A 16627-nucleotide genomic window follows, 5' to 3' on the forward strand; every position below is an offset into this window, starting at 1 on the left:
CCTAATGCTTGAAAAGTTGGTTCAGGATCTCATCGTCCGCGGCCTCGATGCGCTTCACGATCTCCATGATTGCAGCACGATTCTCTACAGCCGTGGATTGAGCAATATCGGCCAGGCGGCGCGATGCCTTATGCAGAGTTAGCTCGGCTTGCTTCAGTTTGTGCTTCGTGTTTTTAGAGCCATCACGTGCTTTGTCTGCGTAGGTGCCGATGTCGGTGAGAGCTTGCTGCGCCGGTTCCAATTTGCTGGCATTCATTTGCGTATCGAACTGCTCAACCAATTCACGGACCAATTCCGCAGCATCGATGCACAAGTCGCGCTCCGAATCGCGAGCGACTCTTTGCTTTAATTCCTCGATCCTCGCGGAGGCTTGCTGTTCCGGAATGTCCTTCTTGTCGGCAGCGAAACCGAATGAAACCGAGCATAACAACGGAATGAGGAACAGTCGTTTCACTTCAGCTTTTCGATCGCGATTAGTCGGTGCCGCGCCTTCCATTCCTCATCGGGATACTTGCCACTGGCCGTCGCCAGGAACTGTTTGTAATTCTGCGTGGCTTCAGGATAGCGTCGCAGGTGGTCCAAGGCGGTTGCCCTTAGGAAGTATGTTCCCGGATTGTCGCCTAGTAGCTTAGTGCGGATGTCGAGTGCCTTCAAGACCAAGTCGTAATGTTGATTCTGGTTGGCAGCTATGGCCACGTCGCCATATGCACTTGCCAGGTTGGGATTAAGCTTTACCGCAGCCAACAGTTGCCCTTCAGCTTCTGGCCATTGGTGCTGACGCATCAACAACAAGCCATACTGGTAACGAAGCTGGGAGTCATTTGCGTTCTCCTCCACGAGCTGTTTATAGACGGGCAGAGCCTCGGCGTCTCGGCTTACTGCCATCAACAATCCTGCCTTCTCTCGCAAAACCTGAGGATTGTTGTCGTTGCTGGCTCCGCTGAGTTGCGCGAGGGCCTCTTCGTTCTTTCCCTGTGCTGCTAACAGGCGGCCTAGCAGAAGGCGAGCTTGAGCGTCCGCAGGGTTGGTCGCGAGATACTCACGAACGCTCTTCTCCGCTTCGCCATATTGCTTGGACGCGACGGAAACATTCACTAATCCGCGAAGTGCTTGCGCACGAGCTTCGCCCTGGGTTCCAGCGAGTGCCCTCTGATACTCAGTGCTCGCCGCGCCGAACTTGCCGGAGCTTTCGTAAAGTTCACCGAGCAGTAGGTGTGGCTCAGGATCCGCGGGAACAAGCTTCGCAGCTTCAGCAAGGGCCAGTTCGGCCTCCGCAGGTTTGCTCGCGAGTTGGAGTTTGCCGAGAGCAAGCCAGGCGTCCTCCTTCGATCGCTCGGGATGGCTGGCCGGTTGAAGTTGGGTTGCGGCCTGAAGATAACGGATCGCTTGATCGGGCTGTCCGGAATTTGCCAGAAGCAGGCCGAGGTTCAGATTTGTCTCGAAGATATTCGGGTTAATCTCTAGCGACTTCCCGTATGCAGTCAAGGCTTCAGCATCGTGATTCAGTGCTTGCTGGCAATACCCGAGGTCGTACCAGGCCTGATAGCTTTTGGGATCCTTTGCAGTCGTTTGCTGAAGCAACGGCAGGGCCGCAAGGTGGTTGCCTTTGGCAAGCAGTGCTTCCGCTTGATCGAGCAAAGTAGATGCGGGCGAAGGAGCCGATTCGGCAGCGGGATGGTGGCGAACAGTTCGATGTGTATCCTGAGCGAGGGCGGCGCTCAGGCTAACGAAGAGAACAGTGCCACAGAAACATTTATTGAAGTGCAGAGCCCTCATTGGATTGCGAATTCCCGTTTTTGGACAAGATGCGTGATAGCCATTGTCCCGTGTAGGACTTGTTGTTCCTTGCGATTGCCTCCGGAGTACCCACGGAAACTACCTCTCCGCCGCCCGCCCCACCCTCTGGGCCCAGATCAATTACCCAATCAGCGGCTTTTACTACGTCCAAATTGTGCTCAATCACAATGAGAGAGCCGCCCGCCTCGATTAATCGCCGAAAGGCCGCTAGCAGTTTGCTTACGTCGTCGAAGTGAAGGCCAGTGGTCGGTTCGTCAAATATGTATAACGTTCGCAGTGGCGACGATTTGCGCAACGTTCTGCCGCCGTTGTTGCCCTCCTGCTGTGGCGCGCGTTCGTCGCGTGAACGCGGAGTCAAGTGCGCTGCCAGCTTCATGCGCTGAGCTTCGCCGCCACTCAAGGTGGTCGCCGATTGCCCAAGGCGGAGATATCCCAGTCCGACTTCTTCGAGAACGCGCAACTTGTCAGTGATTTTGGGCACGCCGGAGAAGAAATGCAGAGCTTCTTTGACGGTTAGATTTAGCACATCGTGGATGTTCTTACCCTTGTAACGGACATCGAGAACAGATGCCTTGTAGCGCGTGCCTCGGCACTCTTCACAGATGAGTTCCACGTCGGCGAGGAACTGCATTTCAACCGTTACCGTTCCATCACCCTGGCAGGCTTCACAACGGCCTCCGGGAACATTGAACGAGAAGTGCCCGGCGGCATAGCCGCGCTTCTGCGCCTCCGGCAAGGAGGCAAAGAGCTCACGAATGGCATCGAAAGCCTTGATGTAGGTAACCGGATTCGAGCGTGGTGTTCGGCCAATCGGAGATTGGTCGACCAGAATTACCTCTTTGATCTGCTCACCGCCCTCAAGCCGCTGGAATAATCCTGCGGCACTGCCGGCGTCAGTGCTGCCAGTCGTGGCGGCCACCGCCTTGTAGAGAACGTCATGAACAAGCGTGGATTTGCCTGATCCAGAAACGCCCGTAATCACCGCCAGCACGCCCAGAGGAATGGTGACGTTCACATTCTTGAGGTTATTGGCTCGTGCCCCGATTAGGCGCAACTCGCCCCGAGCTTTGCGACGCGCAGAAGGGATCGGAATTGCCAGATTATGGCTAAGATATCGGCCGGTCAATGAGTGGGCGTTGCGCGAGATCTCGTCGTAAGTTCCGGTCGCAACTATTTTCCCCCCAAGTTCGCCCGCACCGGGGCCAAGATCGACGATGTGATCTGAAGCGGCCATGACTTCCGAGTCGTGCTCCACTACCAGGATTGTGTTTCCGAGGTCACGGAGTTCGTGCAGTATCCGGACCAGGCGGTCCGTATCGCGGCTATGAAGGCCGATCGATGGCTCATCCAGCACATACAAAGCGCCTACTAGACGTGAGCCTAACGATGTAGCCAATTGAATCCTTTGGGATTCCCCTCCTGAGAGGGTTGAAGCAGTGCGATCGAGAGTCAAGTATTCGAGCCCCACGCTGTTTAAGAACCCGAGCCGGTCGCGAACCTCTTCCAGAATCTTCTCGGCAATTGCAGCCTGTTGCGGGGTCAACTCTACCTCGGCGATGAATCGAGCTGCCTGTTCGACTGTCATCGCTGTGATCTCGCAGATGTTTTTGCCTTGAATCTTTACAGTGCGGGCCTCGGCCCTGAGCCTCTGGCCCTGACAGTCCTGGCACGTGGCATATCCACGATAGCGGCTCAGGAACACGCGGACGTGCAGCTTGTACTTCTTTCGTTCGAGCAGAGCAAAAAACCCCGTAATGCCCGGAAATTTGCCGTCGCCTTGGAGAATTAGGGCACGCTGATCACTTTCAAGGTCGCACCACGGCACGTTCATGGGAATGCCATGCACCTTGGCAAAACGCTTCAGTTCGGCCTGAAAAGCCTTGTACTTGGGCTTTGTCCAGGGCTCAATTGCCCCTTCGTTGAGAGTCAACAGCGGATTTGGAACCACCAGGTTTATGTCGAAATCGATGGTGTTCCCGAATCCCTGGCAGCGCTGGCAGGCTCCATAAGGATTATTGAACGAGAAAAGCCGCGGTTCCGGCTCCTCATATTTGCGTCCGCAGTTCTTGCACTCGAAACGCTGGGAAAAACGAAGCTGCCGCCACGGCGAGTCGTCGCGAGGCACAATTTCAAAAACTGCCTCCCCGGACTCGCGGTATCCGATCTCGAGCGCGTCCACAATCCGTGCGCGCTGGTCTGGCGCGAAGGCTATCCGATCAACCAGCACAAACAGAGGCTGTGCGAAGTTGATCTCCAGTAAGGACTCAGGCGTAGAAAACTCGTAGATGTTTCCGTTCTGATACAGCCGGTTAAAGCCCCGGCGGCGGAGTTCTCCGAGACGCTCTTTCAGTAGATCGCTTAACTCTGATTTTTGAGGAGCCGATGTTTTGACCCTGCCGCGGGCCTTCTTCGTCTGCGCCGCCTGGGAAGCAGTGGCTGAGACGGGAAACAGAACATTCAATCGAGTGCCTTCCGGCAGTTGACTTAGGGCCGCAAAGACTTCGTCAACTGTGTCTTTCTTCACCTCGATACCGCAATTCACGCAATAGGTGCGGCCAATGCGGGCGAAAAGGAGACGCAGATAGTCATAAATCTCGGTGGCCGTGGCGACCGTCGAGCGGGGATTGCGCGTACTGTTCTTCTGACGAATCGCTATGGCAGGTGATATGCCATCAATCAGGTCTACGTCCGGTTTCTCAATTCTTTCCAGAAACTGGCGGGCATAGGCTGATAAAGACTCCACATAGCGCCGCTGGCCCTCAGCATAGATGGTGTCGAACGCCAGGGAAGACTTGCCCGAACCGGAGACTCCGGTGACCACAGTCAGGGTATTGTGAGGGATCTCAAAGTCCACATTCTTCAGGTTGTGAACCCGCGCACCCCGTACAACAATGCTCTCGTTTGACATCCCAGGCAGACAGTCCCAGCCGCTCAGAAGGCTCTCGGTGAGGTTCAGAAGGAGCTGCGGAATCCTTCATTATAGCTGAATGGAAAGAACCCTCGCCGGACTCGACAAAGCTGGGAATCTGAGGGGCAAGTCTGATCGACGTCGAATCTTCCCTAAATGGGAATCAGATCCAAATCAGGAGCCGAATGGATCGTTTAGCTTTCACTAAGAGAATCTGCTACATGCATTGCATCTCCCCTTGATTCTGCAAGCGCTCTGTCCCAAAAAGGTCAGAATTCGAAAAGAACGTGGCCAAAACGGAACCTGCATGTTTGTAATCACTTAAGCCTAAATCTAGTTTTGGAAGAGCGTCTGCAGTGTGCGGATAAGTGCTCCTCGTCGCCTCCCAAGACATTCTCAAGCAAGTCCTTCATTCAGGGACTCAGGGACTGCGGGCGAACGGCTGATGAAAGCCGGAGGGAGCTCCCCGCCTGTATCTGAACTGCTGGTCGCAGACTCTGACCCTCAATCAGCGGAGTTGAGCCGGGACATAGCCGTTGCTGCCAGTCTCACGCTTCGTACCACTCAAGACTCTGAAACCACGCTCGACCTGTTGGAGTCAGGGTTGGTGGATGTCCTCCTACTCAGTGAGCAGCTTCCAGGAGGATCGGATCTTGAACTATTGAGGCACATTCACTATTGGTATCCCGAGACTCAAGTGATCATGCTTTCTGAGAGTCCGAGCTATGCCTCGGCGGTCCAAGCAATCAAATTGGGGGCATTTGACTATCTGCCTAAGCCCTTGGATAGCCAGGTTCTTGAAGCTACAATCGAGCGCGCTATGGAGCACCGCCGGACGGAGATGGGTCGTGCCGCTTTGCGGGAGCCAACAGATGCCGAGACAGCCTACGGCATCGTGGGTACAACAGCTGTGATGTGGAAGCTCTACAAAGTCATCGGGAAAGTCTCAGCAAACATCCATCCTGTCCTCATTCTGGGCGAGAGTGGCACAGGCAAGGAGCTTGTCGCCCGAGCGATTCACTTTAGCGGCACACGGAGAGAGCGGCCATTCATTCCCGTAGATTGCGGCGCGCTGGTTCCCACCCTGATGGAAAGCGAGTTGTTTGGTCACGAACGAGGATCATTCACCGGAGCGGAACGGTCGAAGGAGGGACTACTAAGAATTGCCGAAGGTGGGACAGTCTTTCTCGACGAGATTGGCGAACTTCCAGTAGAAGTTCAAGGAAAGCTTCTGCGAGCCGTGCAAGAGAAGGAGATCCGCCCTGTTGGAAGCACCAAGCGCATTCGTATCGATGTTCGCGTAATTGCGGCTACAAATCGGAACTTGGAGAAGGAGATCAGCGAGGGTCGTTTTCGCAAGGATCTCTACTTTCGCCTGAATGTCGTCACGATTAAGGCCCCGCCTCTGCGTGACCGGATAGACGATATCGAACCCTTGGTCAATGCGTTCCTCGACAGGATTGCGAGAAATACTGGACAGCCCAGAAGGAAGATCTCTCGCGAAGCAGTGCGGATGCTAAAGACGTATTCGTGGCCGGGAAACGTCCGCGAATTGGAAAACTTTATCGAGCGCGCCGTAGCGCTGGGCAGCCGAGACACGTTGGAACCAATCGACTTCCCCAGTCAGCTTAGCGCTCACATGAAGCTACCTCAATTCTCCACGAGCGAACCCGCGCGACGTTTGGGCCGCGTGCTTCCCATCGCCGAAGTCGAACGTCACGCAATCCTGAATGCGGTTGCTGAAGCTAAGGGAGACAAATTGCTGGCAGCTCGTATGCTGGGAATTGGTAAGACCACTCTCTACCGAAAGCTCCGCCAATACGAGAGTCAAGGATCACAATTCCTGCTGTCGTCGAGCTCCCCGACAACTACTGCATCCTAAAACGGATTCATCTCGCTGATAGCAAAGAATTTCTGGCGCGCTTTGACGCAGTGACATAGGCATCCTAAGTGGTGCGCCTTTGTTCTAACTGCTCACCCGCTTGTTGCTGGTTCCCATTAAGCCAAAACCATCGTGGTTCGGAACGCACCCAAGGGTGCCGGCAGTCGAGAAAGAGGAGATCAGCGTTGCAAGGTGACGAAGGCAACCTGCTAATGGATGCGAACAGTGCAGTTCGGTCCCACAATGGACGCCCAGCCGGAGATCACGAAGATCCTACGCAAGCTCAACTAACAGAACAAATATTCACGCTAGGAGATTGGTTTCACAACATTAATATCAACGGAGTTTGGACCGCTCCAAATCATTTCCTGGGTGACTTTCCCAACGTCAAGTGGAAGCAAATCTCGAAGGCCTTTCCGGAGGATCTCCGGGGAGCTTCTGTCCTGGACATTGGCTGCAACGGAGGCTTTTACTCGATTGCCCTGAAACAGCGCGGTGCGAGTAGGGTACTGGGCGTAGATGTCGACGACAGGTACTTGAGTCAGGCCCGCTTCGCCGCTGACACCCTTGGACTAAATATCGAGTTCCAGAAACGGTCCGTTTACGATGTCGATCAGATTCTCGGCCAATTCGACTACGTCCTCTTTCTGGGAGTCTTCTACCATCTGCGCTATCCGCTGTTCGCCCTCGACAAGATCGTTAAGAAGGTCGGAGGAAAGCTCTTCTTCCAAAGCATGATCCGTGGATCTAAGGAAGAACGAACATGGAAAGAGGATTACGAATTCTGGGACATGAAACCATTTCAGGATCCTGATTTCCCACGCATGTATTTCGTCGAAAACCGGTACGCGAATGATTACACCAACTGGTGGATCCCCAATCGCGGGGCCGTTGAGGGGATGCTGCGCAGTTCAGGCCTGGAAATCGTTGCACATCCAGAGGATGAAACTTACGTGTGTGAGCCGCGCCGAGTGCAACGCGACGGCAAATACTTGCTTGACCTTGAACTGTCAGGGACGTTGTAAACCTAAACGACAGAGGAACTCACGAATGGTTGAAGCAGTAATGCTGTGGAACGAACCGAACAATCTTTCCCATTGGGATTTCAAAATTGATCCTGAGTGGAAGATGTTCGCCCAAATGACGATTGCTGCAGCCAACGCCATCCGCAAAGTCAATTCGGAGTTACCGATTGTACTCGGCGGGATTTCGCCTATTGATCCTAACTTCATTCAGCTCATGGGCTCACACGGTGTGCTCGACGCGGTGGATGTCGTTGCTATCCATGGTTTTCCGCTGGATTGGAATCACTGGAATGTGAATGATTGGCCGGCAAAGGTCGAAGAAATTAGAGCGGTGACCAGGCTGCCGGTCTGGATTTCGGAAGTCGGCGCCTCGTCCTTTGGTGCGGAAGAGGTACAGTCCTTTGGCCTGCAAAGGATGTCGGAGATGCTGCTGGGGAACGTGGAAAGAATTCACTGGTACAGCCTGTTTGACCTGCCGGCTTCTTGGACTGCTACGACTCGCCACAAGGAAGCGGAAGGCAGCGCCTACTACCGTCATTACTACATGGGACTGCTGCGTGAGGATGGAACTCCGAAGATGGCCGCTGCCGAATTTCCCAAGGGGCTGGGAATTTGTCAGTGGTTCCACTACGAGGATCATCGCCTCGATCCGGCGGTTGAATGGTTTCGCAGGCTCAAAGTTCGCTACGTACGCACCGGCATGAGCTGGGCAGATAGTTTTCGTGAGAACGCCGAGGCCTGGTTCGATCGTCAGATGAGCGCTCTGGAACCCTTCGACACGACACTCACACTGTGCTTCACTCCTGAGCATCTTGGAATTGCTTCCCACTACACGAGTCCACCGAAAGATCCGAATACCTTTGCGGAGTTCGCGGAATGGGCAGTGAAGAGATATGCGGCGCCCAGAGCCAGGAATCTACTAGAGGTTCCAGACGCGGCCCAGCAACAAGTTCTTGAACCTTCGGTAGTCCGGTGACACGCAGCAAGAAAAAGAACTGGAAAGTGGATTGAGGCAGATGACTAGAAAGAAAGTCTTGATTACCGGCGGCGCTGGGTTTGTAGGTTCGCACTTGGCGGATGCCCTGATCAGCGTGGGCAGCGACGTTCGAGTCTTCGACAACCTGTCCCCGCAGATACACGGAAACGGAGCTCCGTCCTATCTCGCCGCCGATGTCGAATTCATGTTGGGAGACATGCGTGATCCCGCCGCCGTCAGCAAGGCGATCGAGGGAGTCGACGTGATCTTTCACCTAGCCGCCGCCGTAGGTGTGGGGCAATCGATGTACCAGATTTATGACTACATGGGCGTAAACACTCAGGGAACTGCCGTGCTCCTGCAAGCTTTGCTCGACCGCAGAGCACAAGTGGAGAAGCTCGTGGTGGCGTCCTCAATGTCGATTTATGGAGAGGGACAGTACTTATGCGCTAATTGCGGCGATTGCGCCCCAGGGCCCCGACCTTCCGAGCAGTTGGCGGGGAAACGGTGGGAGGTCTTGTGTCCGGATTGTGGCGCAGAGCTTACCCCGGTTCCCACTGCGGAGAGCAAGCCGTTACAATGCACCTCCGTTTACGCCCTCTCAAAAAAAGATCAGGAAGAAATCTGCTTACTCTATGGGCGGACCTATGGTTTGCCTGTAGTTGCCCTCCGGTATTTCAATATCTACGGAACAAGACAGGCGCTCTCGAACCCTTACACCGGAGTTGCTGCGATCTTTGCATCACGCCTGCTGCATCTGAAGGCCCCTCTTGTTTTCGAAGACGGATGCCAGATGCGCGACTTCGTCAGCGTGCACGATGTGGTCAGTGCAAACCTGCTGGCCATGGAGTCAAAGAGAGCCGACGGTCGCGCAATCAATATTGGCTCAGGCATGCCGATTTCAATTCGGGAAGTCGCTTCAGCACTTTCCCGCGCCCTGGGCTTGCAGGTTTTCTGTGAAATCACCGGTAAGTATCGAGCTGGTGACATTCGCCATTGCTTCGGGGACATTTCCAAGGCTCGGGAACTAGTTGGATATGAACCACGAGTGCGGTTTGAGGATGGCGTCGCAGAGTTGGTCGAGTGGTTGCGAGAGCAGAGCCCTGAGGACAAGGCAGAACGCATGGTTGCCGAGTTACAGACGTTTGGGCTTACGGCATAGAGGAATTTTTAAATCTAGGACACGAGACGGATAGTCATGGACAGTAAACGTTCAGAGAAGCGATCGGCGTTAATTTTTGGGGGTGCTGGCTTCATAGGTGCGAACCTTGCGCGCCATCTGCTGATTGAGACTGATGCAAGTGTGCATGTCTTCGACAATCTTTCCCGTCGCAGTGTGCAGCATAACTTGGCGCTGCTGAAAAGAGCAGCAGGATCATCGGGAAGACTGCGGGTCACGATTGGTGACGTGCGGAATGCATCGGCGGTTGAGCGGGCCTGCATAGACGCGACCGAAATCTATCAATTCGCGGCTCAAGTTGCGGTTACAGGCTCAACTACTGATCCGAGATATGACTTCGAGACAAATGCGATGGGGACTTTCAACGTCCTCGAAGGTGCCCGCAGTTCCGGCAATCAACCCTTCGTGCTATTTACCTCGACGAATAAGGTCTACGGAGAGATGATCAATGAGCCGCTCCAGCTTCGTGGCCGACGTTACGCATACGTGAATCGGGAGTGCGTTTCTGAAGAACAGCCACTCGACTTCCACTCTCCCTATGGCTGCTCCAAGGGCGCAGCGGATCAATACGTTCGAGAGTATTCCCGAATGTATGGACTACCAACGGTAGTGTTCCGCATGTCCTGTATTGCTGGCGAAATGCAATACGGCAATGAAGATCAGGGCTGGTTAGCTCACTTCCTTTACAGCACATTGCGGCGCGATCCGCTCGTAATCTACGGAGACGGCTGTCAAGTTCGCGATGTGCTTCATGTAGGTGATCTCGTGCGCGCCTTTGCTGCGGTCAGAGCATCGCTCCCCAGATCGTCGGGTCAGATTTACAACGTGGGCGGCGGCTCGGAGAACGCGATTTCTCTTTTGGAACTGATGGACGAGATCGAAGGTCTGACAGGCGAGCGCATCCGGTACACAACCAGTTCGCGTCGACCCGGAGACCAGCTCATATACGTAAGCGACTACTCCAAGTTCGCAAGTCACACCGGGTGGAAACCGCGCTCGTCGGTTCGCGAGACATTAGCAGCTATTTACTCATTCTGGCAAGATCACCGCGAGCTATTTGGCGGAGTTCCCGCTCACCACAAGATCGAGCAGCCATTACCGGCTGCCCTGCTTGAGAGCGCGGCATAATGAGGTACGCGTTTGTTAACCCAAATTGGGACTTCGGCGGTTCCACATATTTCGGCTGCCAGGAGCCACACTACCCGTTAGAGCTGTTGTTCGCCTTTGATCAAGTAGTCGCGGCAGGGGGCGAAGCCTTATTACTCGACGCTCAGGTCGAGAATTTCAGCACAACTGACGTTGCGCCCCGTGTTCGCGACTTCCGGCCTGACTTCCTGGTAATTCCGACGGCGCCATCGTACTTGTTCTGGCGCTGCCCGCCCCCGGAACTTCGTGTCCCGCAGGAGTGGTTCGCAGCCCTGCAACGGTCTGGCGTAACAGTGGCGATCGGTCCTCACCCTTCCGCAACACCAAGCGCCACCATGCGCAAGACGAAATGCGAAGTGGCCTTGCGCGGAGAACCAGATCAGACTTTGCCGCAGCTTGCTGTTAAACCTTGGCACGAGATCTCAGGGTGTTGCTGGCGTGATAGCAAGGGCGAACATATTAGTTCCGACCTGGGGGTAACAGACATGAAGGCTCTTGGTGCGCTGGACTTCCACAATTACCCAGTGGAACTCCATGCCCATCGCCATCATGTTTTCAGCGGCCATGGACGTGGAGCCGAGCTGGAATTCGCGCGCGGATGTCCGTGGTCCTGTACCTTCTGCAATAAGACGCTATTCCGCGACAAGTTCCGTGAGCGCTCGGTTGAGGTCGTTCTGGCGGAGATCGATTGCTTGATCTCCCGTGGCGTGGATTACATCTATTTCATCGACGAAATATTTGGGGTAGGGAAGGACGTTTTGCGTTTACTCGAAGGTATCGCAGAACGACATGTGAAGATTGGCTTCCAATCCCGAATCGATCTCTGGACCGAGGAGACGCTGGACCTTCTCGGCCGCGCGCATTGCATCTCCATGGAGTGCGGGATTGAATCGATTACTGAACAGGGCAGGGAAGGGCTGAAAAAGAATTGCCGAATCGATACGCGCCGGATTGGCGAGCTATTAATCTATGCGCGCCAACGAATCCCATGGGTACAGGCAAATCTAATTTTGACGCAGCACGATAACAAGGCTCAAATTCGTCAGTGGCAGGATCAGCTGAAATCGCATGATGTATGGGTTAGCGAACCTGTCCCGATGTTCCCGTTTCCTGGCAGTCCACTGTTTGTGCAAACGTTTGGTGAGTCGCCCGACGATAATGCATGGGAGCGAGCGCACCACTTCTACATGTCGCAATTTCAGGACAAGGGCTTCAGCGATATTCAGGAGCAGCAGCCGGCCGCTATCGAGGATCTCGAATGCATGTATTGATGACTGCAGATACGATCGGAGGGGTCTGGACCTATACCCGCGAACTGGTCACGCAGCTTTCTCGCCTTGGCCTCAGGATCACGTTGGTGAGCTTTGGGGAGATCCCATCGGCAGAGCAATCAGAGTGGCTGGAGGACCTTCCGGCGGTGTCGTACTACCCGACTGCATTCCGTCTGGAATGGATGCAGGACGCGCAATCCGATCTAGAGCAGTCGGCCGAATTCCTCAGATCTCTTGTCGCTGAAACTAAGCCCGATTTACTGCACTTCAACCAGTTCTATTATGGGACACTCGATTGCGAGCAACCGCGAGTTGTTGTAGCGCACAGCGATGTCGTCAGCTGGTGGGTTGCCGTGCACGGCGTCGAGCCGCCGGCAAACGATTGGATTCGGCATTACCGCGAGAATGTGATTCGCGGCCTAAACCGAGCCGACCTCGTTGTTGCTCCTACGCGATGGATGCTGGACCAGGTCTGTCTCCATTACAGTGAACCCCTGAAGGCTGCGGTCGTGTACAACGGCCGTGACCCGCGACTGTTTGACTCCGATATCACAAAGCAGAATTACATCCTTTCAATCGGACGCCTTTGGGACGCGGGCAAGCAAGCTACGTTGTTGTTGCGAGATGATCTGCCGTGGCAGACGATCTTGGTGGGCTCCGAGCAAAGTCCTGAAGGAGCCATAGCCTCGGCACAATCCATGGGACGCCTAGCCAAACTTCGCGCAATCGGGCAGCAATCTGAGAAGCAACTTCGGCAATTACTTGCAGGCGCTTCGATGTATCTGGCCACCTCTCGGTACGAGCCGTTTGGACTCGCGCCTCTGGAAGCCGCGTTCTCCGGCTGTCCGATTGTCGCAAACGACCTTGCTAGCTTCCGGGAAATATGGGGGGAGGACGCCATCTATTTTGAGCGCAACAATCCTCAGAGCCTGGTATTCACAATTCAGGAACTTGCATCTAACCCCTTGCGGCGTTCGGAATATGGACAACGTGTCCTCCACCGAGCGCGCACGAAGTTCAGGTCCGAAAAGATGGCAGAGAATTATCTAACCCATTACCGTCGCCTAATTCATTCGGAGGTTGCAGCCGCTTGAATGGCAAGCTGCGAATTGGGATCTTCGCGCATTCGCTCGTATCTGACTGGAACCATGGCAACGCGCATTTCCTCCGTGGTTTATCGCGAGCATTGGTGCGTCTTGGTCATCGGGTTCGCTCATTTGAAGAGCTTGGAGCATGGTCACTTGCCAATCTGATCCGCCATGAGGGTGAAACAGCGATTGAGGCGGTCGACGATTTCCGACGGATCTATCCAGAACTCGACATCCACTTCTATAGAAACGACACGACACTGGGTGGCTATCTGGAAGAGGAGCTCAAGGACGTGGATCTGGTTCTCATCCACGAGTGGAACGAGCCCTCCGTTGCGAATAAGGTTCTTGCGCTCAAGGAGAAGTACGGGTTCAGAGCTCTGTTTCACGACACACATCACCGTGCGTACACGCGTCCCGGAGAGATCTTGAGATTCCACTTGCACAAGGTCGATGGCGTACTGGCTTTCGGCGAAGCGATTCGGCGCATCTACGCCGAAGGCTTTGGTGTAACGCGTGTGTGGACGTTTCACGAAGCTGCAGACACCGATGTGTTTGCCCCGCAACTCGCCAAGCGAGATATCGATGTCCTGTGGATTGGGAATTGGGGTGACGATGAGCGCACCCGAGAGCTAACCGAATTTTTCTTGGGACCGGCCAGCACATTGCAGGGGCGACGTATTGTGGCATATGGAGTCCGTTATCCGGAAAGCGTTCTCGAACATTTGCGCCAGTCTGGAGTCGAATATCGCGGATACCTGCCAAATCTAAAGGCTCCGGCGGCCTATAGTAAGAGCGCTCTTACACTGCACATTCCCCGACGTCAATACGCGAATGGCCTGAGCGGGATTCCGACGATCCGCGTCTTTGAGGCACTTGCCTGTGGCACCCCGCTGCTTTGTTCCCCATGGGCAGACACTGAGAACATGTTTCGGCCCGGACAGGATTTCCTGTGCGTGCCTGATGGTCGAAGGATGTGCGCGGCGATCCAGGACCTTCTCAAAGATGCTGGCGCCCGTGATCAGCTCGGGGCAAATGGGCGTGACACGGTTCAGAAGCGCCATACCTGTACGCATCGCGCCGAGCAGTTGATCGGTATCTACGAGGAGAGTCTGCGGTGAAGATCTTCGTCTTCGGTTCCAGCATCACGTCTTCGTACTGGAACGGAGCCGCGACCTACTACCGCGGAATTTATAGCAATCTTGCCCGCCTCGGACACGAGATCACCTTTGCTGAGCCGGATGCGTACGACCGGCAGCAGCACCGCGATTCTGGCGACTACAGTTATGTTGAAAGCGTTGTCTATTCGAGCCCGTCAGATCTTCCCCAGCTATTCAGACAAGCTGCCCAGGCGGATCTCATCGTCAAGCACAGCGGCGTGGGTGCTGACGATGCTGAGCTTGAGCTTGCAGTAGTTCGAACAATCGAGAGCCACGCGATCCGCGTCTTCTGGGACGTCGATGCCCCCGCTACACTGGCGCGTGTTGAGCATGATCGAAGCGATCCATTTCGGTCGCTGATTCCTGAGTACGACCTCATCCTTACATACGGGGGAGGGCCACCCGTCGTCGACCATTACTGCCGATTAGGGGCTCGTGATTGTTTTCCCATCTATAACGGCCTCGATCCGGAGGCTCACTTTCCGGTAGCAAAAGACCATTGCGTGGAATGCGATCTTGTCCTTGTTGCCAATCGTCTTCCAGACCGGGAACGCCGAGTGGCCGACTTCTTTATTGGGGCAGCCGAACTCGCTCCAGATCTACATTTCATTTTGGGGGGCGAAGGTTGGGAAGGGAAACGTCTGCCTCGAAACATTCGCTGGATTGGACACGTCGGCACTGCGGATCACAACCGCGTAAATTGCTCGGCGCGCGTGGTTCTAAATCTAAATCGCGATTCCATGGCCAGCGTTGGTTTCTCTCCTCCGACGCGAATCTTCGAAGCCGCTGGGGCAGGGGCGTGTCTTATCACGGACGCATGGACGGGAATTGAAATGTTCTTCGAACCCGGCGAGGAAATCTTGTTGGCATCGTCGGCTGGTGAAATCGTAACTTTGCTCCGAGACACCGGCAGCCAGCGGGCCGGGCAAATTGGAAGCGCCATGCGCCAGCGCGCTTTGCATGGCCACACCTATGCGCAACGTGCGGCGCAGGTATCGGAACTGCTGGTTCGAGTCGGAAACCAGCAGAGTGCCGTAGCATAGGATTGTCCATGAAAATCGTCGTTTTTGGTTTGTCGATTACCTCCGCCTGGGGCAATGGTCACGCAACTACTTTCCGCGCCCTTCTTAAGGCCCTTCACAACCGCAAACACGAAATCGTGTTCTTCGAAAGAGAAACTGACTGGTACTCCGATAATCGCGATCTTCCCGATCCTCGTTACTGCAAATTGGTGCTTTACGGGCTCTGGTCAGAGGCTCTCCCTAGAGCGCGAAAAGAGCTCGACAGTGCCGATGTGGGCATGGTTGGCTCATACTTTCCCGACGGAATCACAGCCGTGGACGAATTACTGAACAGCAGGGCGACAGTAAAAACGTTCTATGACATCGATACACCGATCACAATCGCAGCGCTGCGCGAGAAGGGGAAAGCCGAATATTTGAAGGCGGAGCAGGTGCCAGGACTCGATGTGTACTTCAGTTTCACGGGTGGACCCTTGCTTCGGGAAATCGAAGATCGGTTTGGAGCAAAACTCGGGTTCCCTTTGTACTGCTCAGTCGACCCGGCCGAGTACTGTCGCTTCGCAACGAACAAACGCTTCGCCTGCGATCTCAGCTATATGGGGACTTACGCCCCGGACCGTCAAGCCAAACTTGAAGACTTGCTGGTAGGTGCCGCCGTGATGTTGCCGAAGAAAACTTTTATAGTGGCTGGGTCACAATATCCGAAGAGGATTCGCTGGCCAAAGAACATTCGAAGGATCAGCCATCTGAATCCAAAATGGCATGCTCTTTTCTATTCATCTTCGCGACTGACTTTGAACGTCACTCGCCGCGAGATGGTAATTGCGGGCTATTCGCCTTCTGTGCGATTGTTCGAAGCTGCAGCTTGTGGAGCGCCGATCGTCTCTGATGATTGGTCGGGCCTCGATTCGTTCTTTCGCGCAGGACGTGAGATTCTACTGCCTGTCGATGCACAAGATATCGTTCAATATCTCTCCTTGCCGGAATCGCAACTCCGGACTATTGGTGAGGCAGCTCAGACTCGGGTCCTTTCCGAGCACACTAGCGAGATCCGCGCAAAACAATTTGAAGACGCGATTTCAGTTGCAAAACAGGGCCGTGAAAAGCCTATTTCTGCCATTCAGCTGGATGAGGTCGCCGCTCTACCGGTTTCTTAGGCGTGCCATTAGTGC

General features: G+C 54.7%; 13 protein-coding genes. 10 read left to right on the forward strand and 3 right to left on the reverse strand.

What is annotated here, in order from left to right:
* Position 1 precedes the first annotated feature (1 nt).
* Genes VNX88_24500 through uvrA form a run of 3 tightly spaced genes read right to left on the reverse strand, consistent with a single transcriptional unit; the run spans position 2 to position 4705 of the window.
* On the reverse strand, positions 2-454 hold the full coding sequence (locus VNX88_24500; GenBank protein ID HWY71850.1) for a hypothetical protein: 453 nt from the start codon (positions 452-454) through the stop codon (positions 2-4).
* Positions 451-1776, reverse strand: a complete 1326-nt coding sequence (locus tag VNX88_24505; protein ID HWY71851.1) for a tetratricopeptide repeat protein — start codon at positions 1774-1776, stop codon at positions 451-453. The genes VNX88_24500 and VNX88_24505 overlap by 4 nt, the downstream gene beginning before the upstream one ends.
* Entirely contained in the window at positions 1754-4705 is a 2952-nt protein-coding gene (gene uvrA / locus VNX88_24510) for an excinuclease ABC subunit UvrA (protein ID HWY71852.1), read from the reverse strand. Before uvrA ends, VNX88_24505 begins: the two co-directional genes overlap by 23 nt.
* 445 nt (positions 4706-5150) lie before the next feature.
* Here uvrA and VNX88_24515 point away from each other — a divergent pair, with 445 nt between their 5' ends.
* The 10 genes from VNX88_24515 (at position 5151) to VNX88_24560 (ending at position 16612) form a co-directional block, all read left to right on the forward strand.
* Complete coding sequence (locus VNX88_24515; GenBank protein HWY71853.1) at positions 5151-6587, forward strand: sigma-54 dependent transcriptional regulator; 1437 nt, start codon at positions 5151-5153, stop codon at positions 6585-6587.
* A 185-nt stretch (positions 6588-6772) separates the two neighbouring features.
* Positions 6773-7612 carry a TIGR04290 family methyltransferase gene (locus VNX88_24520; GenBank protein ID HWY71854.1) on the forward strand — a complete coding sequence of 280 codons (840 nt, stop codon included), beginning with the start codon at positions 6773-6775 and terminating at the stop codon, positions 7610-7612.
* A gap of 25 nt (positions 7613-7637) precedes the next feature.
* Positions 7638-8588: a hypothetical protein gene (locus tag VNX88_24525; protein ID HWY71855.1), complete on the forward strand. Its 951-nt coding sequence runs from the start codon at positions 7638-7640 to the stop codon at positions 8586-8588.
* A gap of 40 nt (positions 8589-8628) precedes the next feature.
* Complete coding sequence (locus VNX88_24530; protein ID HWY71856.1) at positions 8629-9750, forward strand: NAD-dependent epimerase/dehydratase family protein; 1122 nt, start codon at positions 8629-8631, stop codon at positions 9748-9750.
* Between the two features lie 36 nt (positions 9751-9786).
* A complete protein-coding gene (locus VNX88_24535; protein ID HWY71857.1) occupies positions 9787-10896 on the forward strand; it encodes a GDP-mannose 4,6-dehydratase in 1110 nt (369 codons plus the stop codon).
* Positions 10896-12185: a TIGR04295 family B12-binding domain-containing radical SAM protein gene (locus tag VNX88_24540; protein HWY71858.1), complete on the forward strand. Its 1290-nt coding sequence runs from the start codon at positions 10896-10898 to the stop codon at positions 12183-12185. The genes VNX88_24535 and VNX88_24540 overlap by 1 nt, the downstream gene beginning before the upstream one ends.
* Complete coding sequence (locus VNX88_24545; protein ID HWY71859.1) at positions 12185-13279, forward strand: glycosyltransferase family 4 protein; 1095 nt, start codon at positions 12185-12187, stop codon at positions 13277-13279. The genes VNX88_24540 and VNX88_24545 overlap by 1 nt, the downstream gene beginning before the upstream one ends.
* The gene (locus VNX88_24550) at positions 13276-14394 is read left to right on the forward strand and encodes a glycosyltransferase (protein HWY71860.1); all 1119 of its coding nucleotides are present in this window, start codon (positions 13276-13278) and stop codon (positions 14392-14394) included. The genes VNX88_24545 and VNX88_24550 overlap by 4 nt, the downstream gene beginning before the upstream one ends.
* Positions 14391-15476: a glycosyltransferase gene (locus VNX88_24555; GenBank protein HWY71861.1), complete on the forward strand. Its 1086-nt coding sequence runs from the start codon at positions 14391-14393 to the stop codon at positions 15474-15476. Before VNX88_24550 ends, VNX88_24555 begins: the two co-directional genes overlap by 4 nt.
* An 8-nt stretch (positions 15477-15484) precedes the next feature.
* Positions 15485-16612 carry a glycosyltransferase gene (locus VNX88_24560; GenBank protein HWY71862.1) on the forward strand — a complete coding sequence of 376 codons (1128 nt, stop codon included), beginning with the start codon at positions 15485-15487 and terminating at the stop codon, positions 16610-16612.
* Positions 16613-16627 lie beyond the last annotated feature (15 nt).

Source organism: Terriglobales bacterium (genome assembly GCA_035567895.1).
In the GTDB taxonomy this organism is placed as follows: Bacteria; Acidobacteriota; Terriglobia; order Terriglobales; family Acidobacteriaceae; genus Gp1-AA112.